Genomic DNA, 25,359 nt, shown 5'->3' with positions numbered 1-25,359 from the left:
CTATTTCAAGTTTGGAACTAGCGATTCATGAACCCATTTTCCATCGTGAAGGGTTACGAAATCAGGATCTTTTAAAGCCTCCTGGCCTTCATCTTCACAAATGATCCAGCCGTCAAACTTTTCATCTTTAAGCCATTGGGTAATGCTTGTAAGTTCCACTTTGCCATTTCCCATCAAGGTGAATTCAGGATTTCCATCCCAATCTTTATAATGGACATGGTTGATCAGGGATTGGTATTCTTTCATCTTAGCCAAAGGATCCATGCCTGCATTGATTATATGTCCCACATCAGGACACCAACCGGTAACTTTAGGATCCAAAGATTCGAGAATGACTTTATAATCTTCTTCTGTCCTTGTAATGGAACTGTGTGGGGAATTGGGATGAAAGCTGCTGGTGACTCCTTGGTCTTTTGCCCTGGCAGATACGGTGTTTACTATGTCTACCAGGTTTTTTCTCCGCTGAATAAGTTCATGCCTTCCTGTAGGAATCTGTACGGTGCATAGTACCGACCCTGGAAAACGGGACAACAATTTGATGGCTTCATCAGCAATCTTTTTTTCCTCCTCAGTTTCTTTGCTGCCGTTCCAGTCCAATGCCAAAGCTACTGCTGCCAATGAAATGTTTTGTTCTTTTAACTTTGCCTCTAGCTGGTCGGCATCTGCCAGTGGACCCATCCAGGTAAAAATTGGCTGGATGCCAGTAAATCCTGCTTCGGAGATCACTTCTATCATATGGCCTAGCTGGCCCTTGTAGGTTTCTCCATTTTTACTCATAAACCATGTGTACACTTCTGCGCCAAAGCGAAAGGGTAGTTCAGACATAATATAGGGGTTTTTGGTTATTGTTTTTATTAGTGCAAAATAATATAAGGGGAAAAGGCTTAAAGCCCATGTTTCTCTCCCATGGATTTAATGAATTTGTAACCATTTTCAGCCATTTCCCAAGGCTCGGAAAAATCCCTCCATACGCCAATAGAATTAGCAAAGTCAGGGTCATTTCTAGTGAACCCTTCTATGGTAAGCCAACCTTTAAACTTTATCTCAGCCAGGGTTGCGAAGGTGTCATCCCAAGGAACGTGACCGGACCCCGGGGTTCCCCTGTCATTTTCGCTGATATGTACATGGCCCAATACCGGAGCAATTTTCCTTATGGCATCGCCTAGGTTTTTTTCTTCAATATTGGCATGGTGGGTATCGAACATGGCCTGAACGTTGGGATGATTCGTCTTGGTAATCAAATGCAACAACTGATCCATGGTGTTACACAGGTAACATTCAAATCGATTCAAGGCTTCCGGTGTAAGTATTATACCGGCTTGCTTGGCATATTCACCAGCTTGGTATAGGATTTCAGCACTTCTGCTGTATTCATCCTCTGTTGGAGATCTCTGGGCAAAAGTAGAAAAGGCAGAGTGAAAAGGACCACAAATAATTTTTGCGCCCAAATCATGAGAACGATCGATGGTCCATTTCATTTTGTCAAGGGCTTTGGCTCTTACTTTTGGATCGGGATCGATAGGGTTTTCATCCGGGCCCATTACGAAAACGGTACTGCTTTCAAGTCCTAGCCCTTGAGTGAAATCGCCAATTTCTTTGTAGGCTTTTTCATCCGGTGCTCCTACAAAAAACTCCACTCCGTCGTAGCCAATGGTTTTTAGTCTTTCGATAATAGGCTTTAATTCGTCAGAAACTGCAGCTGACCAAGCCAAGACATTAAATCCAATCTTATTCATTATCTATTGTTATTTATGCTTTGAAAATTATTCGAAATCAGTGACTTTCATTCCACGTCGGAAATTGTCAAAACCAAACATGGTGGGCGCATAATCTCCAACAATATCCACATTGGCTTTTTCAGGTATTTTGTTTTCCATGTTGAGTCCCCAGTAACTCGCGTTCACAATTAATCGGCGTAAGTCCTCACTTTGCAAGTCAATGGAAGCACCCAGTGTGCTGGCAAATACTTTTCCTTTTTTCCCACCTTCTATTTGGTAACTTTTTGTCCATACCACAGGCATTAGCGATTTTTTCCAGTTGATGGGTGCTTCTGCATTCATTCCGGCTGTAGATGCTCCATGGATCAATACCTCTGCATCTTCACCTAAGGAAGTAACTGTATAAACATCTGAAGCAGCCCAGATATCTGCCACTCCATTTAATAGTGGGTTTTTAGCGGAAACTTGGATGCCATCTAAAAGGGCACGTGTGCCTTCTACCGCATGGTGTCCGTGGTGAGCCACCCAGGTTTCACCCAATATTTTTTTACCAAAACCTTTTTCCCAGCCCGGTACTTTACTTTGCCAATGGTACTTTGCATAAGGACTCTTATTGTCTTTACTATAAGCGAAAGCATGAGTGGATGTTCGCAAAGCAATCAAAGGTTTGCCGGATTTAAGGTAAGCGTCAAAATATTTCATTTGCTCGTCAGGGAGTTCCCTGAAACGCAAAAGTATAATGACTAAATCAGCCTCTTCAAGGTGTTCCATTCCAGGGATGTTGGTCTTATAGTTTGGGACAACTTGGTTGTTTTCAGGGTTAATGGCAAAAAGAACAGTGGTGTTAAAACCATGGTGTTTGGAAAGTATTTTAGCCAACATTGGCAGTCCTTCCTCAGACCTGTATTCATCATCGCCACTTATTAGAACGACGTTTTTTCCTTGTCCAGCGCCATTTTCTCCTTTAAACTGTAACAGAAGTTTGTCCCCCTGAGCAAATGTCAAACTTGCTGACAAAATAAAGGTAAAAATAAAGAGGGTAGCTACTTTGAGGCTATTGCTTTTAAATTGGTTTTTTGTATTCATTTATATTAGGTGTTATTTCAAGAATTAAAGTAAGAAAATTGTTTGGAAGAATCCTTCATTTATTCAAATAGATACAGGTAATCTGGGATAAAAGGAGCGAAAAGCACAATTGATTTCATTTTTTTTCTATTTCCCTTCCAAAGATGGCCCTAAAAGGAATTAATAGGTTTATAATTTGTACGCATTATACCTTTGCACGAGAGAATTCATTTTTTATTTATTCCAACAAAATCTCCCAGCCTTAACTTTGAGTCAAAGATTTCAAAGATAGGTGTTCTTATCCAGTTGTCGTAGGCCAAATCTCCTACTGAGTTAGCTGCCTAAGGCTGGATTTCTCCTTTACCTATGAGTCTGATAAAGTAAAACAGCAAACATTACTCCTAAAGAGCATATTTGGTTGAGTTAAACTTTCCTGACTGCAGTTAATTAACGCAATGGTAAGTTTATAATGTTAATTGTATTTACCCTATGGGTTTTCCATATTTACTGTGTGATTGAAATTTAAATTGATTTTTAAATGTATTATCTATTATTATCTTAGGGTTAAAATTAAAAATTAATAGCTATGTCTTTTAGAAAGCAGTCTTCATGGATGCTGGCAATGGTGCTGGTTTTGTTATTTTCTTGTCGTTCATCAGACCAGAAAGAAATGGAGGAAGAAGAAGTGTATCTTTTTTCCTATTTCACTGGAAATGGTGAAGATGGGTTGCATCTCGCCTATTCTAAAGATGGCTATACTTTCAAAGCCATGAATGATGGGGCTTCTTTATTGACACCTAAAGTAGGTGAAGATAAGCTAATGCGGGACCCTTGTATAATTAAAGGCGATGATGGGCTGTTTCATATGGTTTGGACGGTTAGTTGGAAAGAGAAAGGGATAGGTTATGCTTATTCCGAAGACTTGATCAACTGGTCAGAGCAACAGTTTATACCGGTAATGGCCCATGAACCGAATGCCCGCAATACCTGGGCGCCCGAGGTTTTTTATGATGATGAGGAAGAGTTGTACCTTATCTATTGGTCCACCACCATAACTGGTCTTTATCCTGAGACACAATCTCAAGAGGACAATGCCTACAATCACAGGCAATATTATGTGACGACAAAAGATTTTAGGACTTTTTCAGAAACCAAGTTGTTCTACGAGCCAGGCTTTAATGTGATTGATGGTACCATTCAGAAACATGAGGATAAATATTATCTTTTCGTGAAGGACGAAACCAGAGAGCCAGCCAAGAAGAATATTCGCATAGCTGTAAGTGATTCGCTTACTAGCGGCTATGGGGATGCAGGCGAGCCCATTACTGGGGATTACTGGGCTGAAGGTCCTACGGTTACGAAAGTTGGTGATCAATGGGTGGTCTATTTCGATAAATATACAGAACACAGTATGGGAGCAGTGATGTCCTCAGATTTAAAAAACTGGACGGATATTTCTGAGAAAATCAGTTTTCCGGAAGGCACCAGGCATGGCACAGTATTTAAGGTAGATGCGTCTTTTTTGGATGAATTGTTGCTGAAGATGAAGTAATATTATGAATTTTAGATTAGTAAATTTTTAGAAATAAACTTAAAATAAAGCTTTACTTCAAAGATTTTATTGTGAGGTTCAATTCCATATGAAATAGTATTTACTGATGAGCAAAGAGGAATAGATGATACCATTTCTAACAAAATGTTTTCAAGATCCTGTTGCTTGACTCCCTTATCTTCAATGAGGACTTTAGAATGATTTGTTCTGCTTTTTGTTCTCCATCGTTTTCGATATGTTGGATTTCTTGTATTAACTTTAGTGTTGATTTTTCACCAATTTCAAATCCAGGTTGGTAGACTGAACTTAATTGAGGTCTTGTAATTTCACACATTTCAGAATCACTAAAACCAATAATGCAAACTTTTTCAGGGACTTTAATCCCATTATCTTGGCAGGCACCCAGTGCTCCGATAGATAAAATGTCACTGACACCAAAGATTGCGTCAAAAAGCTGGCCTTCTTTAATCACTTTTTCTACTAGATGGTAGGCTTCAGGTCTTGTTATGTGAGGACAGCTCTTAATATTAGAAGAGTCTAGAGGAATGTTGTATTTTTCTAGGGCATCTTTATAACCATTAAAGCGCTCTATTGTATTAAGAGGATCCTTCGGTCCTTTGAGAAAAAGGATGTTTGAGCAGCCCTGATGAATCAGATGTTCGGTGGCTTGAAAAGCACCTTCCCTATCGTTAATAATGACATGGCTTATCGTATCTGTGTCGAGTACTTTGTCAAACAATACTAATGGTATATTGAACTCTTCAAAGATTTTAAAATGATCAAAAGATTTGGTTTCATCCGAAAGGCAAACCAATAACCCATCAACATGGGATGAAAATAGCAATTTTGCGTGTTTTTTTTCGAGTTTTAGTTGTTCTTGGGATTGAGTGAGTAGTACTGAATATCCATGGTTTTCGGCAGTTTGCATTATTCCCTTAATAACACTGGAGAAGAAAAAGTGCACGACTTCAGGAATGATTACTCCTATAATATTTGATTTGTTTTTGCGCAGGTTGAGTGCCAGGTTGTTGGGGATATAATGAAGTTCATCTACAAGCTTTAGTACTGCCGTTTTTGTCTCCTTACTGATATCAGGATAATCTTTTAATGCTCAGGAAACAGTAGGTACAGAAACGCCTAATTTGGAGGCTATTGTCTTTAAAGTTACACGTATTTTAGGCATAATTTTGGAGTTATTTGTTGAAAGGATTTATGTCAGATTAGGTGTTTTTAATTTAGAATTATTATAAATTAAAAATAATTTTTAAACGAAATCGGTTACGTAATCGGTTACGTAATATTACATATTTTATAGCTATTGACTATTAACCGAATGTTTTTCATGTTTGGGGCATAAATAATATTTGGCCAGAGTATTATTCACTTATCAGTTTGATAAATAATTCAAGTCAATTACTTAAATAATGACCCAATCATGACAATTATTCAAAATAATATTAAAAGAACATTTATCATCGCCATAGGAGCATTAATTTTTTTTATAAATGATTTTAATGCCTTTGCTCAGATATCAACCAAGCTATCTGGAACCATTACAGATCAGCAAACCGGGGAAGCTATTATTGGCGCCCTTGTAAGTTTGGAAGGCACTTCTCTTGGAGCAATTTCAGACTTTGATGGGAAATATAATTTGGAAACAAATTTAGAAGGGGAGCATATCTTGAAGGTTTCTTTTTTAGGGTTTTCAACTATTGAGGAACCTGTAGTTTTAGGACAAGGTGATATTTCCAGAGATTTCCAGATGAGTGCGGACCTTGTTGGTTTGGATGTAGTCATAGTAACAGGAAATACAGATCCCAAAACCGCCATTGAATCAAGTATTTCTGTGAGTTCTATAAGGACAGACCAATTTAATCAGGCAGCACCCAGATCCACTGCAGAAATTTTCAGAAATTTACCTGGAGTGAAAACAGAGGCAACAGGAGGAGAAGGAAATGCAAATATTACTGTCCGAGGAATACCTATTGCTACAGGAGGTGCTAAATTCTTGCAATTGCATGAAGACGGACTTCCAGTGATGCAGTTTGGAGATATTTCGTTTGGGAATGCTGATATATTTTTAAGGGCAGATAATACGATTGATAGAATTGAAGCTTTAAGGGGAGGTTCTGCATCAGTACTCTCAAGTAATTCTCCTGCAGGTGTCATCAACTTTATTAGTAAATCAGGTAAAGTTGAAGGAGGTTCTGTTGGAACCACAGTAGGGATGGACTATAATACTTTTAGGACTGATTTCGAATATGGTGCTCCAATTGGAGAAGACATGAACTTCCACATTGGAGGGTTTTGGAGACAAGGAGAAGGCCCTAGGGATGCAGGATACAATGCAAATTCAGGGGGGCAAATTAAAGCTAATTTGACCAAGAAATTTGATAAAGGTTTTGTTAGACTGTATTTCAAGCATCTCAATGACAGGTCTATTGGGTATCTTCCGATGCCTGTTCAGGTAACAGGGTCAAATAGCTCTCCTGTATTAGGGAATGTGAATAATTTCAACGCCTTAAGTGGAACTCCTCATTCACCCTATTTAATGACCAACTTGAGTATGGGAGCAGATGGAAACTTAAGGAGAAGTAGTATTCAGGAAGGTATGAATCCTATATCCACTGCGATTGGCGGAGAGTTTAACTTTTACCTAGGTAATGATTGGTCTATCGTCAATAAATTCAGACAGCAATTTAATACAGGGCGTTTTGTGTCCCCTTTTCCTTCAGAAGTGACTGATGCCCAGTCGATGGCTAACTCAATTGGAGGTGATAATTCGGTCTTAAGTTATGCTAATGGCCCAAATGCAGGAAATATAATAAGTAATCCATCCGCATTAAACGGCAATGGACTGGCTATGAGAATACACCTTTTTGATGTGGACTTCAATAATTTCAATAACTTTTCCAATGATTTACAACTGTCAAAGGAAATGGATAATGTCAATTTTACTTTTGGTTTTTTTAAAGGTATCCAACATATCAATATGTCTTGGTTGTGGAATTCATACTTGATGGAAGTTAACTCCACCAATGCAGCTTTACTAGACGTTTCGAGTGCAGATGGTAATACTACTTATACTGAAAATGGACTTACCGCTTATGGGGTTCCTTTCTGGGATAATTGCTGTACTAGAAATTATGATGCAGTTTATGACGTGAATGCACCTTACATAAATACCAGTTTTGAATTCGGTGAGCTATCTCTTGATGCGGGTTTGAGGTATGATTATGGTAGCGCTTTTGGTACTTATGCAGGCGCTGTACAATCTGCTATAGATATGAATCGAGATGGGATGATTTCAGTGCCTGAGCAAAGTGTATCTTCCGTGGATAATGCAAATGCAAACCCAATTAATTACGATTGGAGTTACCTTTCTTACTCTTTGGGTTTGAATTACAAAATCTCAGATAGTCAGGCAACTTTTGCAAGATATAGCCGTGGTGGTAGGGCTAATGCTGATAGGTTATTATTTGGCCCGGGAATAGCTGCTGACGGATCTGCTGTAGGTGGATTAAATTCTGATATGGTTACGCAAATGGAAGCTGGTTTTAAATATAAATCACCTAAAATAGGTGTTTTCGGAACAGCCTTTTATTCAAATCTCGAGGAACAAAATTTTGAAGCAACTACTCAACAGTTCTTTGACAGAGAGTATACAGCCTTAGGACTAGAACTTGAAACAGCAGCACGATTTGGGAAATTTGATGTGAGAGGAAGTGTTACTTGGACAAAGGCTGAAATCTCTAAAGATAAATTAAATCCTGAAATAGAGGGGAATACTCCAAGGAGGCAGGCAGATTTTATTTATTACCTAACGCCATCTTATAATTTTAAAAAGGGTACTGTAGGGTTTAACCTAATAGGTACTACCGATATGTATGCTCAGGATAATAACGATTTGGTAATGCCGGGATATACTCAAGTGAATGCTTTTGCTTACTATGATATAGTAGAGGGGCTTTCGATTGGTGTTAACTCCAATAACTTGTTTAATGCATTTGGATTGACAGAGTCAGAGGAAGGTTCCATTACAAACGGAGCTACAAATGTGATAAGGGCTAGATCTATCAATGGTCGTACAACCTCTATTACACTTAAGTTTAAATTTTAGGCATATGATTGGGGGGGGTGGTCAGAAATGACTGCCCTTTTCAATTTAATGAATTAGATCGTGAAAAACCAGATACAACTAATAACCTATGCCAATAGGCTTGGAGACAATGGATTAAAAGGAATCCATAAATTAATTAAGAACGAATTTAAGGATGCATTTGGAGGGATTCATTTATTGCCTTTTTATTTCCCTATTGACGGTGTAGATGCTGGGTATGACCCAATTGATCATACAAGGGTAGACGAGAGGATAGGTTCATGGACGGATGTTTCCAAAATGAGTACAGATTTTGATATATTGGCAGACATTATAGTAAACCACGTTTCTGCTCAATCTAAGGAGTTTAAGGATGTGGAAGAAAAAGGTGTTGATTCCCCATTTTTTGATTTATTCCTGACCAAAGAAAAAGTATTCTCTGAGGGGGCTTCGGTAGAGGATATTGAGGCTATTTACAGGCCCAGACCCAGTATACCATTTACGAAAAAAACAATTGCAAATGGGGAATCAATAAATTTATGGACTACTTTTACAAGTAACCAGTTGGATATAGATGTTTTGCATCCATTGGGTGAGGCCTACCTGAATTCCATACTTGAAAAATTTAGTCAGGCAGGCATTAAGATGATTAGATTGGATGCAGCTGGATATGCAATTAAGAAGGCAGGTACTTCTTGTTTCATGCTTCCAGAAACCTATAAGTTTCTCGATAAATTTGCAGGGAAAGCAAAGCGTTTAGGAATGGAAGTTTTGGTTGAAATTCATTCTTATTATCGAGAACAGATTAAGATTGCACAGAAAGTTGACTTTGTCTATGATTTTGCCTTGCCCCCTTTAGTGCTTCATAGTATAAGAAGTAGAAGATTTACGGAGTTAAAGAACTGGCTGGAAATAAGTCCGAGGAATTGTGTGACAGTATTGGATACACATGATGGTATAGGAGTGATAGATGTTACAGGGAGTAATGGTAACCTAGGTTTACTAACTGATGAAGATGTGGACCTTTTAGTTCAGAGTATTCATAAAAATGCCAATGGGCAGAGCCTTGAAGCAACTGGAGAAGCAGCATCTAACCTTGATCTTTATCAGGTCAATTGTTCCTTTTATGATGCCCTTGGTAAAAATGATCAGGATTACCTGATAGCCAGGGCTATTCAATTTTTCTGCCCAGGTATACCTCAGGTGTATTATGTGGGATTGCTTGCAGGAGAAAATGACATGGAGCTGCTCAGAAAAACTAATGTAGGGCGTGATATTAATAGGCACTATTATGAAAATGAGGAAATAAAGATGGCTTTGGAAAGGGATGTAGTTAAATCCCTTATAAAGTTAATGAAGTTCAGGAACAATCATCCTTCATTTGAAGGCGATTTTATTATTGAAAAAAGTGATTCCGATGCACTTATTCTAACATGGGTCAAGGATGAGTTTAAATCAACACTTAATGTTGATTTTGAGGAGAATATTTTAAGAATAAGTTATTCAGATAGTACGGGAAATTCCATGCTTCAACTATTCTAGAAAAATCAATGACCAATAAATTCAAACTATCGTTTTGGCAGATTTGGAACATGAATCTGGGTTTTTTCGGAATCCAGTTTAGCTTCGGACTTCAACAAACTGCAGTTAACCCTATTTTTTCATTTTTAGGAGCAGACCATGCTCAACTTCCATTATTGAATTTGGCAGGTCCTGTAACGGGACTGATCATCCAACCTATAATAGGGGCCATTTCTGACAAGACCTGGGTGCCAGGCTGGGGGAGAAGAAAGCCTTTTTTTATGATAGGTGCGATTATAGCAAGCCTTAGTTTGTTTGCTTTCCCTTACAGTTCAGAACTTTGGTTTGCCGTAGGCTTACTTTGGATACTTGATGTGGGAAACAATACTGCTATGGAACCTTACAGGGCGTTAGTGGCGGATAAGTTACCTGAGGAGCAACTGACTTATGGTTTTCAGATGCAAAGCCTTTTCGTAGGGGCAGGAATTACTATCGCCAACTTTTCCATATTTCTGTTTCAGGACTGGTTTTCTCACCATGATATAGCTTCAGAAATTTGTGACCCTACCTCCGCTATGGTTTCAGGAATTCCAACTTGGGTTTATTATTCTTTCTTTCTAGGGGCAGTTGCTTCAATGGGTACCATTCTTTGGTCAGTAATCAAGACCCCTGAAATCCCGCCCTCTGAAAAAGAGCTGGAGATATTGAAACGCAACAATGACATACCTTTTTTAAAAAAAGCAACTGCTCCTATTTTAGAGATTATGGGGGCAATAGCCGATATGCCCAAATTGTTAAAAACCTTGTCTGTAGTCTATCTATTTCAGTGGTATGCCTTGTTTATCTACTGGCAATTCATTACACCGATGTTGAGAACCTCCATATATGGAATTAGCAATAATGATATATTAAAATTTGAGACGATTAAAGCGCTGTGCATGAGTGGCTCGGTGGTAAGTCCGGCTGATTTAGAATTTGCTGAAGGCATACAACGTTTGTCTGAACAGGCATTATCCCAAACAGGCTTAATGAACGGGACTTATAATTTGGTTACCATGATTGTTGCATTGGCTCTAGTACCACTTGCTGCCAAGTTCGGTAATAAGTTAGTATATGTGTCTAGTCTTTTTCTAACAGGAATTGCAATGTTAGTACTTCCTTTTATTCATGATGAAATTCTATTGCTTCTTCCCATGATTTTATTGGGGATCGGATGGGCGACCATAATGGGCGTCCCTTATTCCATTGTCTCCAAAGTTATTCCAAATGAAAGACGAGGAGTATACATGGGGATTGTAAACATGATGATAGTGGTGCCTATGTTTATTCAAACTATAACCTTTGGTCCTATTATTCAAAATTTGCTAAATGACAACCCTGTTAATGCGATCCTTTTTGCTGGAGGTTCATTTATGGTGGCAGGTGTATTGGCTATGCGTTTAAATACTTCAGAAAGTAATATATGAAAAATCTTTTTTTAATTATAGTAATTGTAATTAGCCTTGGATGCAAGCATCAGGCGGGGAATAAAATAACCATTTACGGAAGTGAAAAATGCAATCATTGTATTCAACTCAAGGATGACTTAGACAGTGCTGGAATGCAATATACTTTCTATGATCTAGATGTAAACCGGGAAAAAGAATTGGAGATGATTGATAAATTAAAGAAATATAAAATTCGAGGCAATGTTTCCATCCCTGTCCTTGACCTAAATGGTAAACAATTAATTATAGGGGCAGATTTTAAGAAGTTGCAAAGGGTATTAAAATCAATAAAATAAGCCTGTCTCATGTTTACGGGAAGTGTGGTAATCGCAAGAAAATCAGAAATAAAAAGTAGAAATCCACTCAAAGATTAGGATAACCTATTCTTTATTAATAGGTTGGTGATAAGACTGAGTTGGGAGAAAATCTTCTGGCGTCTATTTTTAACTTCTAAATCATTAACATATGAGTGCAATTTCATCTCGTGAACGGAGGCAATTTAGTATGCCGAAAAGTTATTTGAGGCGTAGAAGGTTTTTTGCATCAATGGTGGTTAGTTTGCCAGGTATGGTAAGGCCTAGGCTTAAAGGCTTGTTTCGTTTATTGAAGTATGGGTTGATTTCTAAGCGGGATAAGGCAATTTAAATCCTCTCTAAAAAACTTCTATATTCTTCTTGTAAACTTAATCAAAAAAATAGGCTTTATTTTGAGGTGTTGCTGGCAGTTATACCTTTGAAGGTTTTGCTGCAGTATCCCCGTTAATTTGGAGAAATGGTTTGGATGCGTATTTCTGCCTAGGCACTCTGACTTTAAAGGTTAAATCTGTTTCTGCTGCCTAATTATTTTTTAGCCCATTTGTGTTTTAGGTACTGAAAGAAAGATGGGCCTTTATCAACTTGGGGAAAATCGTCTCCTAATAAATAGCCATAAGGTTGAAGCGAGGGAATCTTATCGAGGGTGATTTTTAAAATTCCAACCAAGGGGATGAATAGCACCATTCCAGAAATTCCCCATACCGCTCCACCAATCAGTACAGCCAATACAACAGCCAACACATTGACTTTGACTTTAGCGCCAACTACCAAAGGCGTGATTAAGTTGTTTTCGATAAGTTGAATTCCCCAAAGTACAGCAAGGGTAAGGATTGGTGCAAGAACTGTGTCAGAGGTAAGGAAAACGTAGAAAATGACTAGAACAGAACTAATGGCCACACCTATATAAGGTATAAGGTTTAATATTGCTATAAACAGGGCAAACAATAAATAATATTTGACGCCAAAAAAGTAAAAATACAGACCGGACAATAGCGCTACAAATAGGGTGACTTTTACCATACCTATCAGATAAGCGTGAATAACCCTACCAACATCACCTACCCATTTTAATATGGCCTCATTTCTTTTGGAAGATACCTTAAGTAAGAAAGCCACAAAAAAATCTCTGTAGTAAAGTAGTAAAAAAATATACAAGGGAATTATTCCGATTAATGTAATCGACTTGCCTGTGTTAAAAAGCGTTTCATTTAGATTCCCATCGGCAAACCATTTGATAGATTGCCACTCTTCTTTGTCTAAAAAACTATTTATGCCAATACTGGATTCTAATTCAGACCAATACTTATTCGTTTTTTCATGCAATAGGGTATTTATTTCAGGAATGTCAGAGAGCAAAAGTACCATTTGATTAATCAGAATATAAATAACTGCTCCCACTAAAGCAGTTACAAATACAATACTGACAGCAATAGCAAAAGACCTGGGTAGAAAAAAGGACTCTAGTTTTTTGCAAACAGGATACAAAGCAAAAGCGAAAAAGATACCCCAAACCAAAGGAACCAATATAAAGGCACCTATATTTAACAACCATAGCAATAAGGAAATGGAGATTAGAGAATACGCTAAATGCTGTATTGGTAGAAGTTTGGCTGTAGACATAGAAAAGCAATTGAATGGAGCAATAAAAATAAGAATTAGTAAAACAGTAAACCAGTAATTCATTTCTAAATGCAGAGGTGCTTGGTTTTCACTATTTTAATAACTATTTCATAAAAATTTGCGTATTACTGGTGATTGATGTAATATTGTAGGATCGAAAAGCAGAAGATTGCCACCCTGGCAGTTTCAGAATTGTCTGTATACCTTTTTATACTTATCAAGATACATACCATTTTATCATTTACACAGTCTAGAATTACATTCACGCGTTTTTTATGTATAACATAGAAGAATTAAGAATCAGGCTACTGTCTGAATTAAAAGAGATAGCAGAGGAGTTGGGGGTAAAAAATTTTAAATCTTTAAAAAAGGAAGATTTGGTTTATGCCATTTTGGACCAACAAGCTATCACCCCTGAGAAATCCCTACCTAGGAAAAAACCATCTAAAGTGGAAGTGGAGATAGAGGCGGATCAAGATATAAAAACACCAAATACCGATATAAAAGAAAGTAAACCGGTAAGCGAAGAAAAGCCAAAGTTTAAAAGGCAAAATGTCACCAAAATTCAGAACGACAGTGCTGAAGGAGTGGATAAAGACATTAAACCTTCCCGACCTGTTAAGGCTAAAGAAAGACCAATCAAGTCTGACGATAGACCTTCCAAACAAGAGGACAGACCTTCTAAATCAGAAGATAGACCTAGCAAACCTGATTCAAAAAAATCAGAAGGTGTAGATAAATCCAACAAGGAGAAGGTAGCGAATAAAAGACCAACTGAAGTTTCTAAAGAGGATGAAAATAAGGGAAGAAGTTTTAGGCCAAGGAGAAGAGCTGTAGTAGACGTTGAAGAAACTAAAACAAGCCAAGATACTAGCAATTCCTCAAATTCTGAACCTGAGTCTACGAGGCGGAAGCCAGCCAAAGAAACCTCAGAAGATCAACCAACTCAAGAGAAAGCTTATTCCCCTAAAAGAAAGCCTTCGGTAACTATTAAAGATTTTGATGGTATTATAGAGAACTCAGGTGTTCTCGAGATAATGTCTGATGGATATGGATTTTTACGTTCTTTGGATTATAACTATCTGGCTTCTCCAGATGATATATACGTATCTCCTTCACAGATAAAACTTTTTGGCCTGAAAACAGGTGACAATATTCAAGGTCAGATTAGACCTCCTAAAGAAGGCGAGAAGTATTTTGCCTTACTAAAAGTAGGGACGGTCAATGGAAAGACTACAGATGAAATAAGAGATAGAATCCCATTTGAATACCTTACACCATTGTTTCCAGAGGAACGATTGAGGTTGACAACCACACATGATAATTTGTCTACACGTATTGTAGATCTATTTGCTCCAATAGGAAAAGGACAAAGAGGCATGATAGTGGCCCAGCCAAAGACTGGTAAAACGGTGCTTTTACAAAGAATTGCCAACGCAATTGCTGAAAATCACCCTGAGGTTCATTTGATGATTCTTTTAATTGACGAAAGACCGGAAGAAGTGACAGACATGGCACGTTCTGTAAAAGCAGAAGTGATCTCTTCTACTTTTGATGAACAAGCTGAAAGACACGTAAAAGTAGCTGCATTGGTTTTAGAGAAAGCAAAGAGAATGGTGGAGTGTGGACACGATGTGGTTATATTGCTTGACTCAATTACCAGACTTGCAAGAGCTCACAATACAGTAGTGCCTTCTTCAGGAAAAATATTATCCGGTGGTGTTGATGCCAATGCCCTACATAAGCCAAAACGTTTCTTTGGAGCAGCGAGGAATGTGGAGAATGGTGGTTCACTTACCATTATTGCTACGGCACTTGTTGAAACTGGTTCTAAAATGGATGAAGTGATCTTTGAAGAATTCAAAGGTACTGGTAATATGGAGCTATCTCTAGATAGAAAACTTTCAAACAGAAGGATTTATCCAGCCATAGATGTTCCTGGTTCAGGTACAAGAAGAGAAGATCTTCTGATGGACAAAGAAGAGATGCAACGTGTATGGATACTTCGAAAAATCATGTCCGACATGACTTCTCAAGAAGCAATGGAATTCTTATTACAGAGGATGAAAGGTACAAGAGACAATGCAGAATTTTTAATTAGCATGAATAGTTAATCTATAAAGCTGTTAAGTTCTATCAAATATTTAAGGCCAATGGCCAAAAAGCAAAAACCCGTTTTATACGGGTTTTTGCTTTTTAAACCATAAAAAACACTTTTTGAATACAGATTTTTGATTTTCCTTTTTATTTAACCTTTGTTTTCTCGTGCTTTAACCCCAAAAATCCTGCGTTTATCGATTATTCCCCTAATCGGCGGGTTTTGAAGGTACTTTTATACTGTTAATTAAAACAAACAGCAATGAAAGTCCTTTTTAATTCTACTCAGTCATTTAACAGTTTTATTATTGTGATCTTCACGATTGCTATCGGGTTGGCTTCTGAAACTGCCTATTCTCAGGACTTTATAAGTACAAAGGACGGGGAGTGGAAATCGAATAATACATGGCAAAGTTCTACGAGCTGTTCTCAATGGAGCAACTTAAGTAACGGACAACCACCTATTTCTAAAAACTGGGGCTGTGAGGTAACTGTTGTTATTAATCATGAGGTTACATATAATGGGAATATTTCAGGTTTTGGTAGCGGAGTTTTTTCAAGTCTTGAGATTGGGCCAAATGGAAAATTAATTTTTGAAGATAATATCACTATAAACGGTGGAGGATCTGTACCAACAATAACCTTGGCTGAAGGTGCTGAGTTGGTAGTAAATGGAAAATTTGATATTGATAGAGCTGTGGAAATTGTAGTTCCTAACAATGCGAAAATGACTATTAATAATTTTGAAATAGGAGACAATAAGCCAGAAATAACCATTGAAGAAGGTGGAATGTTAGTGGTTAATGGAGAAACCCACGTAAAAAGTAGGAGTATTCTAAACATATTTGGACATTTTCAGACAGTTGATCTTAACTATTCATCAGGTGGAGAAATTAATATTGGTTCATCAGAGTTTTCGGGAGAAGCTGATGTTACTGGGAATATGCTTATTGGAAATGGTTCATTAAACATGTATAAAATGAGTACGCTAATGGTAGGAGGAACTTCTTCTACTGGAAGTAGCGGGTCAATCAATTTGAAGGACCATGCAAGTATCCGTTTAATTGGAGATGTTGATATGGGGTATGGTGGATCAATGACAGTAGAAGGCGATGCTGAATTTTCCTTTGAGTCGAATTATACTACGAGTGGAGGGGCTGATATCAAATTAAAAGACAAGTCAAGAGGAACAATACATGGTAATATTGGGATGACCAATGGTACAATAACTTTGGAAGACAATAGTGAGGTAATGGTAGGAGGAACGCTTGTAGCTAGCGGTGGTGCTAAGGTGAACGGGAAGGATGATGGCGCAATGTATGTTTGTGATTATCCTAACTCCACAAAAGAGACTACCTACCACATTAACCTTAAAGGGAATTCATTTTACGGAAGTGGATGTTTTGCACTACCAGTTGTATGGAAATCATTTGATGTAGAGGTTACCAATGACAATGCCTCTCAACTGGTTTGGGAAACGGCTTCTGAAGATGGTAACAGTCATTTTGAAGTTGAGCGTTCTATTGGTGGGATTGGCAACTTTGAAAAAATTACTGAAATCAATGCCTCAGGATGGACAAATGATGTAAGCAGGTATTCTTTTGAAGACAAGGAATTGAAGGAGTTGGTAGGTATGGTTTATTATAGGATCAGACAAGTTGATTTTGATGGTAATCAGATGGTAAGTGATGTGGTGTCTATCAAGGCTTCTGCTCAGGTTCCTAGCAGTGAACTAATAAAATGGTCTGCCTATCCAAACCCTACGGATGGATCATCTTTAAACATTAAATTGGTATCTGGAGATGTTACAGGAACCATTAATGTAAGGTTCTTACAGACTTCCTCTTCTTCAAGCTTTGAAGGTGAAGTAGGGATTGAGCTTGACCAATGGTTACAAACAGTGGTGAGCAATGCCAGTAGAGGAGTAGGTGTTTTGGAAGTTTTTTATCAAGGAGAAGCTTATAGAATGAAAATCATGAAGATTTAGTTTATCACCCATTTTTTTGGATGATTGTATTTAAATAAATTTTTTAAATTAAAAGTAGCTTTCCAATAGGAGGGCTACTTTTAATTTTACCCCAAATTGAAAAAGCGGTGACCTGCGATCTAAACCAATTCAATCATAAAGGGACACTCGAATTACAGTGGATTACTTTTAAAATGAATAAGGTTAGGTGCTTAGGTAGTATGCTATGCTCGGAGGTTGAAAAGGACATCTTATTGTGTTAAATTTAGGATTCTTTTTACCATTTGCGCAAACCCTCTCCTGCATGAAACCAATAGAAGTATTAAAAAAATATTACGGATACGATTCTTTTAGAGGTCATCAGGAATCGATTATTCGTCAAGTCCTTGAAATGAAAGATTGTATAGCGCTAATGCCCACAGGTGCTGGTAAATCTGTTTGCTATCAGGTTCCTGCAATGGTTTTACCAGGACTCACCCTAGTAGTTTCTCCCTTGATAGCTCTGATGAAGGATCAGGTAGATGCGATGAATGAAATTGGTATTCCTGCAGCATTTCTGAATTCCACCATGGATATCAGTGAGCAAAGACATGTTTCTGATCAGGCCATGAATGGTGGTATAAAGCTATTGTATGTAGCACCCGAGCGTCTTTTTTCTGGTGGCTATCCATTGGTTAATGCACTCAAGGAGATGAATCTTTCTTTGGTGGCTGTTGATGAGGCCCACTGTGTATCACAATGGGGGCATGACTTTAGACCTGAATATTTAAAGTTGGGGGCGCTAAGGAAAGCATTTCCAGAAACACCCTTTCTGGCTTTAACAGCTACTGCAGATAAGTTAACTAGACAAGACATTGCTAGCAGGCTTTCACTGAATAAGCCCGAATGGTTTATTTCCTCATTTGATCGGCCTAATATTACCTATAGAGTTGCCTTAAGGTCTGACGCTTTTGGTAAACTGGTTGATTTCCTTCACCTAAGGCCCAATGATTCTGGTATTGTCTATTGCCTGTCCAGGAAGTCTGTAGAAGCCACTGCTTCTAAACTAAATGCGAATGGCTTCTCAGCATTGCCATATCATGCAGGTTTAAGCAAAGATATTCGGCAAGAAAATCAAGAGAAGTTTATAAAGGATGAGGTTAAAATAATTGTAGCTACCATTGCCTTTGGGATGGGGATAGACAAGTCCAATGTCCGATTTGTAGTGCATACCAATATGCCTCAAAATATAGAGAGCTATTATCAAGAGACCGGTAGAGCGGGTAGGGATGGTTTGCCTGGAGAGGCATTGTTGTTCTATAGCTTAGGCGATAGTATCACACTGAGGAGAATGATAGAGAGTGCCGAAAATGAAGATTATGTTAAGCACATGAAGGCAAAAATGAACACCATGGTTCAGTTTTGCCAAACCAAGTCTTGTAGACGCAGGTATTTGCTTAATTACTTTGGTGAGGAATATCCTCAGGATTGTGGCAATTGTGATGTTTGTTTTCAGAAAAACAACAAGTCAGACATGACTGTTTTTTCTCAAATGTTGTTGTCGGCCGTGGTGCGGCTTGGGCAACAATTTGGTTTAGGACATGTTATTCTGGTTTTAAGAGGTTCTCAGGCAGCTAAGGTAACCGAAAGTCAAAAGTCATTGTCAGTTTATGGTATAGGGAAAGACAGGTCAGAAGACTTTTGGAAACGATTGGGATTTCAACTTATTGCAGAAGGCTACCTTCTGCAGGAAGATCCAAAAATGCCTGTGTTGAAATTAAGTGATTTGGGCTGGGAGAAATTGAAGCTTAAGGAGAAATTCCTATTGTCCATGGAAGAAGAGGTGTTCAAACGAACTGAATCAAGTACAGAAAAGGATGAAGCACTTTTCGATAAACTTAGAACTACCCGGAAAGAACTGGCAGATGCCCAGAATGTTCCTCCTTATATTGTTTTTTCAGATGCTACTCTTGTGGAAATGAGTCAACAGTATCCCAAAAACGAAAGGGAATTAATTCGAGTTAGTGGGATTGGTCAGCTTAAATTAGAAAGGTATGGAGAAGCCTTTTTAAAGGTGATAACAACCCATATAAAGGAGAATAATATTGTTCCTCCAAAAAAAACAGGAGCTCCAGTAGTTCGCAAAATAAAAACGGCTCCATCAGCTTCCGTCCAGGAAACGTTTGAACTTTATAAGGAAGGTAAAACTATTTTTCAAATTGCTCAAGTCCGCAGCCTCGCTAAAACCACAATCGAAGGGCATATAGTGCGCTTGATTGAGGAAAATAAATTAGATAAAAAAACTTTCCTGAGCGAGGAAGATGCCCAAGCTATCGTAGCCGTTGCCAATAAAATTGAGGATTTTGGACTTAAAAAATTGAAAGATCATTTCGGGGAAAAATACAGCTATTTTGAACTAAAAGTAGCCTTGTCAGAGATTAAAGAAAGCAAATAATTGATTTGCCTGAATGCTTACCGGGTAGGATTAGCATTATTTCACAATGAAGGAGATGAATGGATGCATTTAACATAGTGATTTTGTCAAGCCTTGGAAACCGAAATTAAAATGAGTAATTTTTGAAAGGTTTAATGTTGAGGTATGTCTTCACATTAAGGAAAAAATAATCCGATAACAGGTAATGTTTTGATCACAAACCTATTTACTAAATCAATCAACAGATCTTTGGTCTATTTCAGTAGTCCCGGTATTTTATTGATTTACAAGTGTGTTGGCTTGTTTTTATGTGTTTATTTATTGTTATTCCATATTCCTGAGGCTCATTCCCAAGAAGAAAAACAAGAAGCTTTTTCTGCACCTGCTGCAGAGAAGATATACCTGCAGCTCACCTCAACCGTATTTGCAATCGACCAAATCATTTGGTTTAAGGCCATCGTTTTAGATGCCCAAAGTAATTTGCCTTCTAGGCTTAGTGGACTGCTTTATGTTGATCTAATAGGGGTGGATGGAGAAGTACTATTACATAAATTGGTAAAACTAGAGCAGGGTATAGGAGAAGGTTCTTTGGAACTTGAAGATAGCTATCCCCAAGGACGTTATATGATTCGAGCATATACCAAATGGAACCTTAATTTTGAAGATGATTTTATTTTTAGTTCCTATATCAATATTGTGTCAATAAATGGTGAACCAAAGGAGTATCCTGTTATCGATCTGAGCATTGAGGAAAACAGGGAGTTATTTAAGTTAAAAGGGGTATTAGGACTTGGGGAAATTGGAGAAGCGCTAGACAGAGAAATTCAAGTATATCTGGATTGGGGGGAAGGCCGTGATACTGTCATTATCAAAAGAAATAGAGAGGGGCAATACCCCTTGAGCTATGACCTAGAAAGGGAACAGTCTTGGGTTTCTCTTTCGTTTGATGTTGAGGAAAAACTTCAGTTCAGTAAAACGGTTTATTTAAACGATGCTTTGCCAGATATTCAATTTTTCCCGGAAAGCGGACATTTGGTCCATGGTTTTGGTAGCAAAGTGGCCTTCAAAGCAATTGGGTCAGATGGAAAAGGAATTAAGATTGAAGGAACTGTCTATGATGGTCTGGGGAATAAGGTCACAGATTTTAAAAGCAATGTACTTGGTATGGGGGTGTTGTATCTTCAACCGGACAGCCTAGCCAATTATCATGCAAGAGTTTCCCTTCCAAATGTAAAAGATTCAACAAAGGTTTATCCTTTGCCAAAAGTAATGGCCAATGGTACAGTATTGTCTGTTGCTAAATTCAACGAAAAACTACGCTTAGCCCTTGCTTCCAATGAGCTGGAAGACAGTGTTTTTATAAGTGCCAGTTGCAGAGGTGTAGATTATTTTTTAATAGAGGGGAAATTAAAAGAAGGACAGCTAGTATCAACTCTGCCTGCGGATCAATTGCCTGAAGGAATTATAGTTTTTACAGTAAAGAACCATGCACATGAACTGATAGTACAGCGCTTGTATTATAATGATAATAGTGAACAGAAGTTAGATGTTAGTTTAGAAATTGACAAAAACAGTTACAGGCAAAGAGAACAAACGAAATTGCATATCAAAATCTCTGGATATAAAACCAAAGCCCCTGCGAGCAGTATTTCTGTAATGGTTGTCAATGATGAACACGGTACAATGGGCAAGGAGAATAATATTCGTTCATATTTTCTACTAAGTTCGGAGCTAAAAGGAGAAGTAGAGGACCCTGGTTTTTATTTTAATGAAGAGAATTCAGAAAGGCATGAAGCTATGGAGGCACTTATGCTTACTCAGGGATGGCGCAGTTATAATTATCCTGTTAGTCAGAAGCGCGCTACTATAATAGACCCCCAACAAGGGCTCACTTTAAGTGGTAAGGTTTTGCCGCCGGTTTTAGGTAGAAAAAATAGTGTTAACAATATAAATCTGACTTTGGCTTCATTTGGAAATAAATCTATAATTTATTCACAAACTACAGATAGCACAGGGAATTTCTTTTTTTTATTGGACGATGCTTATGGACAGCGAATGAGGGTGCTCCTTAAGGCCAATGATCGTTTGGGTAAAGAAAAAAGATTCTCTTTTTCTCTGGATTCAATCAAAACACCTAAAATTTATTTTCAAAATCTACCTTTATCAGCTGAAGTGGAGCACAATATTAAGGAGACCATTCAATCCAGCAATAGAAGAATTAAAGCTGAAGAGAATTTTAACATGCTCAATGGTTTCAATGATTTAGAGGAAGTGCTTGTTGAAGATTTTCTCTTGTCTCCAGAAATGGAGGCAGCCCATAAAAGCTTCGGGCAACCTGACTTTATAATTCCCGGAGGACTTATTCGTGAAAAAGAAGAAAAATGGTCTTATGGCTTATTTAGCATTCTAATGTTTAATTTTTCAGATCAGGTAATGATTGAGCAGTTTTCTGATGGTTTTATGCTTGCACATGTCTTAGGTGGAAAAGACGAGCCTACCTTGCTGGCCATTGATGGGAAGTTACTTGAAAAAGACCTTTACGATTTGGTTCCCCATATGTCCCCTGATATTATCGATCAAATTGAGATAATAAAGCATGCGAAATTTTTTAAAAAGCAGTACCTAACGGTATTTCCTGAAACCAATCCATTGGAAGCACCCTATATGGGGCACATTATATCTGTATATACTAAAGATAGAATTGGAGTATTCGGGTTAGAAAAACCTTCATTAGGAACACTAGATACTGTATTACCAGTCTTTTCACCAAAAAGGGAGTTTTACACACCAAAATACAAAAGCCCTGATGCACGGCTAAGCCAAAAGCCTGATTTACGATCGCTTATTCACTGGGATTCAAACCTTAAAATTGGCGCTGAGGGTGCTGTTTCAGTTGACTTTTACAATGGGGATGTGTTAGGGGATCATATGCTTATTATTGAAGCAATTTCCGAGGATGGTCGCTTTGGCTACCAGAAAAAGAAATATCAAGTTATTCCTTAAGCCCGGATTGATTAATTGAATTTCTCCGCCCTGACAATAGTCGGGGGTAAAGCCTGTACCATGTTTATCAAAAGTATTGTAATCGAAAGAAAATCAGGGTGTTTGTAGATTTTAGCAGGGCATCACCATAGTGAAATTATAAACAGGAACAGCGTGCCTGATTTTGAAGTGATTTCAGCACGTAATAGATTGTCTATTGCATATTTCGGGTTCAATTGTATTATTGGATCGAAAATGCAAAAAAAATACCCCAATTGGGGTATTTTTTGAAGATCGCATATTAGGTATATTTGTCATGGGTGATTAAGCAACTTTTTGAACTCCAGTTTTACTTAAATCTTAAAAAGGGCATTTTTAAATATTTTTTTTTAGCCCTTTTATTTACTTATCCATGCCAAACTAATTTCGTCTGGTGTTTTCATTCGGTCAGCCAATCTCATGTACCTTGAGGACAGGCCAGAAAGGTATTCTTGAGCTTTTGAAGCCGCTTCATTTAAACCTGTAACAGTTTCTATTTCCCAAAGTTTTACCAAGTGATCGATTATACGTGCATAATCCCAGCCAGTATAAATACCTACTTTCTGAGTAATAGCAGAAAACTGATCAAACAAGCTTGGGTTACTACCACCTTTTGCCATTAATACTGCAGGCATAACGATTTGTTTTCTCATCATTTTTTCAAACGCAAGAACAGCTCCGCTAGGATCAATTTTTATGATTTCTGACATAAAGCTTTTATAAGCTTTTTCATGTCTTGCCTCATCACCTGCTATCTGCTTACAGATTTTCCCCAATACATAATCCCCAGCTTTATCGGCTAATTTACCTGTATTAACATGGGAGATTTTGGTCGCTCTTTCTTGAAAGGAAGTATAAACGATGGCTTGATAAGGGTCTTTCTCAGATCTGGGATCAAAACCATTGTAGATTAATCGATGAATGGTTTGTTCCACTTTTCTCATATCAGCTCTGCCTGATAAGTACAAGTATTTGTTCAACAGATCACCGTGTCGATTCTCTTCTGCGGTCCAGGCTTTGGTCCATTGTACCCAACCTTGGTCGCTAATAAGAGAACCATCTTCATTTACCCCTTCCAACATATTGAAATAGGTTTGATAGCTGGGAAGTGCCTCTTCCGTTATCATGTTTCCAATCAACGAAGTGATGATGGTGTCAGGAATTACAGCTGCTCTTTCCCTTAGTTCTTTTACCTGATCGATTGCATCAGGTTGTGTCATATCAGGAAGAAAATCAGTTGGTTGCCAACAATCATCGGGATCCATAAGGGTAGTCCCTACGGTTTCTGTCACAAAGTCGTTCAGCTGGCTGATAACTTCGGCATTCTTTTCAAGTTCGTAATTAATATTTTCTGACTTCTTCATAAATTAGGCTTTCGCATTATGATGTCAATTTATTGGTATATTCCAAAATATTAACACCTTACTACAATTTAACTAACAACACCGGCAAATCAGAACCTTTTTACAGGTTTAAATCTGACACATTATTCTATAATATAACGATTGTACCGGCAAATTCATTCAATTTCATAAAAACAATTGCTCTAAGGCTAATAGGAGAGTTTATAAGCTACTACTTTGTTTTTAAAGAAGGTAGGAACAATCACCAAATTTTTCTCAGGAATATAGCCGATGTCTGCTGTATTTGACTCTTCGGCTGAAGTGTCCAATAATTTCACTTCCTGACCATTTTGGATAAGGTAAATTTCACCACCCCATTTACTGGCAATAAAAGTATCTTCATCAAGAACGATTAAACCATCACCACCGGTAACAGCACTGTTTATGATTTCAAAACTCCCATCGCTTTTATATTGTTTAAAACCATCGGCATCAAGTCCATACAATGTGTTGCCATTACCTATACGTAATCCATTGATATTGGGCTGGTTTTCTGCAAATGTTTTGATCTCACCATTTTCTAGGAATAAGATTTTATTGGCTTTCATGTCTGTGAAATAGACCCTATTCCCATCGTTGTCTGCATCGTTCAAAAACACCGCATTTTCTACCTCATAGGATTTGTTGATTTTTCCGGTAGCCATTTCAATCTCTAATAACCTGTCTACATCAGTAACGTACAGGTAATCACCCATTACGGTCATTCCTTTAGGTGCATTCAACCCACTTACCCAATTTCTTTCAACGATCTCTCCTTTGGCGTTTAGTTTGGAGATTGAGCCAACACCATCTTTTTCTGAAGGACCACCTTCTATATTGGCAACATAAATCATTCCATCACTTTCTTCATAATGCGCCGACTCATTTGTGGTAAGCTCAGCCGCGGTTTCCCATACCTTTTCCAGAGAGGCGGCCACAGCAGCCTGTTCAACTTCTATTTCATCGCTGGACTCTTCCTTTGCTGACTCAGTATTTTTCGATCCGCAGCTCCATATGGCAAATACACTTAAAATAAAACTGTAGAATAAAAACTTGCTATATTGTTTCATTGTTGTGGTTTTTGGTTGAACATCAAATTTCGAT

At 37.9% G+C, this 25,359-nt stretch carries 16 protein-coding genes; 9 read left to right on the top strand and 7 right to left on the bottom strand.

Going from position 1 to position 25,359, the window contains the following annotated elements; translation table 11 throughout:
* Genes AC13EX_RS06500 through AC13EX_RS06490 form a run of 3 tightly spaced genes read right to left on the bottom strand, consistent with a single transcriptional unit; the run spans position 1 to position 2,804 of the window.
* On the bottom strand, positions 1–825 hold the full coding sequence (locus AC13EX_RS06500) for a sugar phosphate isomerase/epimerase family protein (protein WP_482892027.1): 825 nt from the start codon (positions 823–825) through the stop codon (positions 1–3).
* Positions 826–884: 59 nt separating this feature from the next.
* Complete coding sequence (locus tag AC13EX_RS06495; protein WP_339923142.1) at positions 885–1,736, bottom strand: sugar phosphate isomerase/epimerase family protein; 852 nt, start codon at positions 1,734–1,736, stop codon at positions 885–887.
* 27 nt (positions 1,737–1,763) lie between these two features.
* Positions 1,764–2,804 (bottom strand): ThuA domain-containing protein, encoded by a 1,041-nt coding sequence (locus AC13EX_RS06490; protein WP_482892026.1) that lies wholly within the window; start codon positions 2,802–2,804, stop codon positions 1,764–1,766.
* Positions 2,805–3,369: 565 nt separating this feature from the next.
* Here AC13EX_RS06490 and AC13EX_RS06485 point away from each other — a divergent pair.
* Positions 3,370–4,335 carry a glycoside hydrolase family 43 protein gene (locus AC13EX_RS06485; protein WP_482892025.1) on the top strand — a complete coding sequence of 322 codons (966 nt, stop codon included), beginning with the start codon at positions 3,370–3,372 and terminating at the stop codon, positions 4,333–4,335.
* 136 nt (positions 4,336–4,471) lie between these two features.
* Here the strand turns inward: AC13EX_RS06485 and AC13EX_RS06480 are convergent, their stop codons facing one another.
* Complete coding sequence (locus AC13EX_RS06480) at positions 4,472–5,314, bottom strand: substrate-binding domain-containing protein (protein WP_482892053.1); 843 nt, start codon at positions 5,312–5,314, stop codon at positions 4,472–4,474.
* 456 nt (positions 5,315–5,770) lie between these two features.
* Here AC13EX_RS06480 and AC13EX_RS06475 point away from each other — a divergent pair, with 456 nt between their 5' ends.
* The 4 genes from AC13EX_RS06475 to AC13EX_RS06460 are packed head-to-tail and all read left to right on the top strand — an operon-like array spanning position 5,771 to position 11,738.
* Entirely contained in the window at positions 5,771–8,455 is a 2,685-nt protein-coding gene (locus AC13EX_RS06475) for a TonB-dependent receptor domain-containing protein (protein WP_482892024.1), read from the top strand.
* A gap of 60 nt (positions 8,456–8,515) precedes the next feature.
* The gene (gene gtfA, locus AC13EX_RS06470) at positions 8,516–9,976 is read left to right on the top strand and encodes a sucrose phosphorylase (RefSeq protein ID WP_482892023.1); all 1,461 of its coding nucleotides are present in this window, start codon (positions 8,516–8,518) and stop codon (positions 9,974–9,976) included.
* An 8-nt stretch (positions 9,977–9,984) separates the two neighbouring features.
* Positions 9,985–11,421, top strand: coding sequence for an MFS transporter (locus AC13EX_RS06465; RefSeq protein ID WP_482892021.1), 1,437 nt, complete (start codon positions 9,985–9,987; stop codon positions 11,419–11,421).
* Positions 11,418–11,738: a glutaredoxin family protein gene (locus tag AC13EX_RS06460; RefSeq protein ID WP_482892020.1), complete on the top strand. Its 321-nt coding sequence runs from the start codon at positions 11,418–11,420 to the stop codon at positions 11,736–11,738. The genes AC13EX_RS06465 and AC13EX_RS06460 overlap by 4 nt, the downstream gene beginning before the upstream one ends.
* A 543-nt stretch (positions 11,739–12,281) precedes the next feature.
* Here AC13EX_RS06460 and AC13EX_RS06455 read toward each other — a convergent pair.
* Entirely contained in the window at positions 12,282–13,376 is a 1,095-nt protein-coding gene (locus tag AC13EX_RS06455; protein WP_482892019.1) for an AI-2E family transporter, read from the bottom strand.
* 275 nt (positions 13,377–13,651) lie between these two features.
* On the opposite strand from AC13EX_RS06455, the gene rho reads away from it, so the two are divergent.
* The 4 genes from rho to AC13EX_RS06435 all read left to right on the top strand — a co-directional run bounded on the left by rho (position 13,652) and on the right by AC13EX_RS06435 (position 22,855).
* On the top strand, positions 13,652–15,490 hold the full coding sequence (gene rho / locus AC13EX_RS06450; protein WP_482892018.1) for a transcription termination factor Rho: 1,839 nt from the start codon (positions 13,652–13,654) through the stop codon (positions 15,488–15,490).
* Between the two features lie 245 nt (positions 15,491–15,735).
* Positions 15,736–17,460: a hypothetical protein gene (locus tag AC13EX_RS06445; RefSeq protein WP_482892017.1), complete on the top strand. Its 1,725-nt coding sequence runs from the start codon at positions 15,736–15,738 to the stop codon at positions 17,458–17,460.
* A 283-nt stretch (positions 17,461–17,743) separates the two neighbouring features.
* Positions 17,744–19,873 carry a DNA helicase RecQ gene (recQ, locus tag AC13EX_RS06440; protein ID WP_482892016.1) on the top strand — a complete coding sequence of 710 codons (2,130 nt, stop codon included), beginning with the start codon at positions 17,744–17,746 and terminating at the stop codon, positions 19,871–19,873.
* Between the two features lie 189 nt (positions 19,874–20,062).
* Positions 20,063–22,855 (top strand): hypothetical protein, encoded by a 2,793-nt coding sequence (locus tag AC13EX_RS06435; RefSeq protein WP_482892015.1) that lies wholly within the window; start codon positions 20,063–20,065, stop codon positions 22,853–22,855.
* 377 nt (positions 22,856–23,232) lie between these two features.
* On the opposite strand, the gene AC13EX_RS06430 is transcribed toward AC13EX_RS06435, so the two are convergent.
* Together AC13EX_RS06430 and AC13EX_RS06425 are read right to left on the bottom strand one after the other, a co-directional pair.
* On the bottom strand, positions 23,233–24,237 hold the full coding sequence (locus AC13EX_RS06430) for an acyl-ACP desaturase (protein WP_048640953.1): 1,005 nt from the start codon (positions 24,235–24,237) through the stop codon (positions 23,233–23,235).
* Between the two features lie 188 nt (positions 24,238–24,425).
* On the bottom strand, positions 24,426–25,325 hold the full coding sequence (locus AC13EX_RS06425) for a YncE family protein (RefSeq protein ID WP_482892014.1): 900 nt from the start codon (positions 25,323–25,325) through the stop codon (positions 24,426–24,428).
* Positions 25,326–25,359 lie beyond the last annotated feature (34 nt).

The sequence above is a fragment of the Cyclobacterium sp. L-R genome, from assembly GCF_056859355.1.
This window is presented reverse-complemented; position numbering and strand designations above follow the sequence as displayed.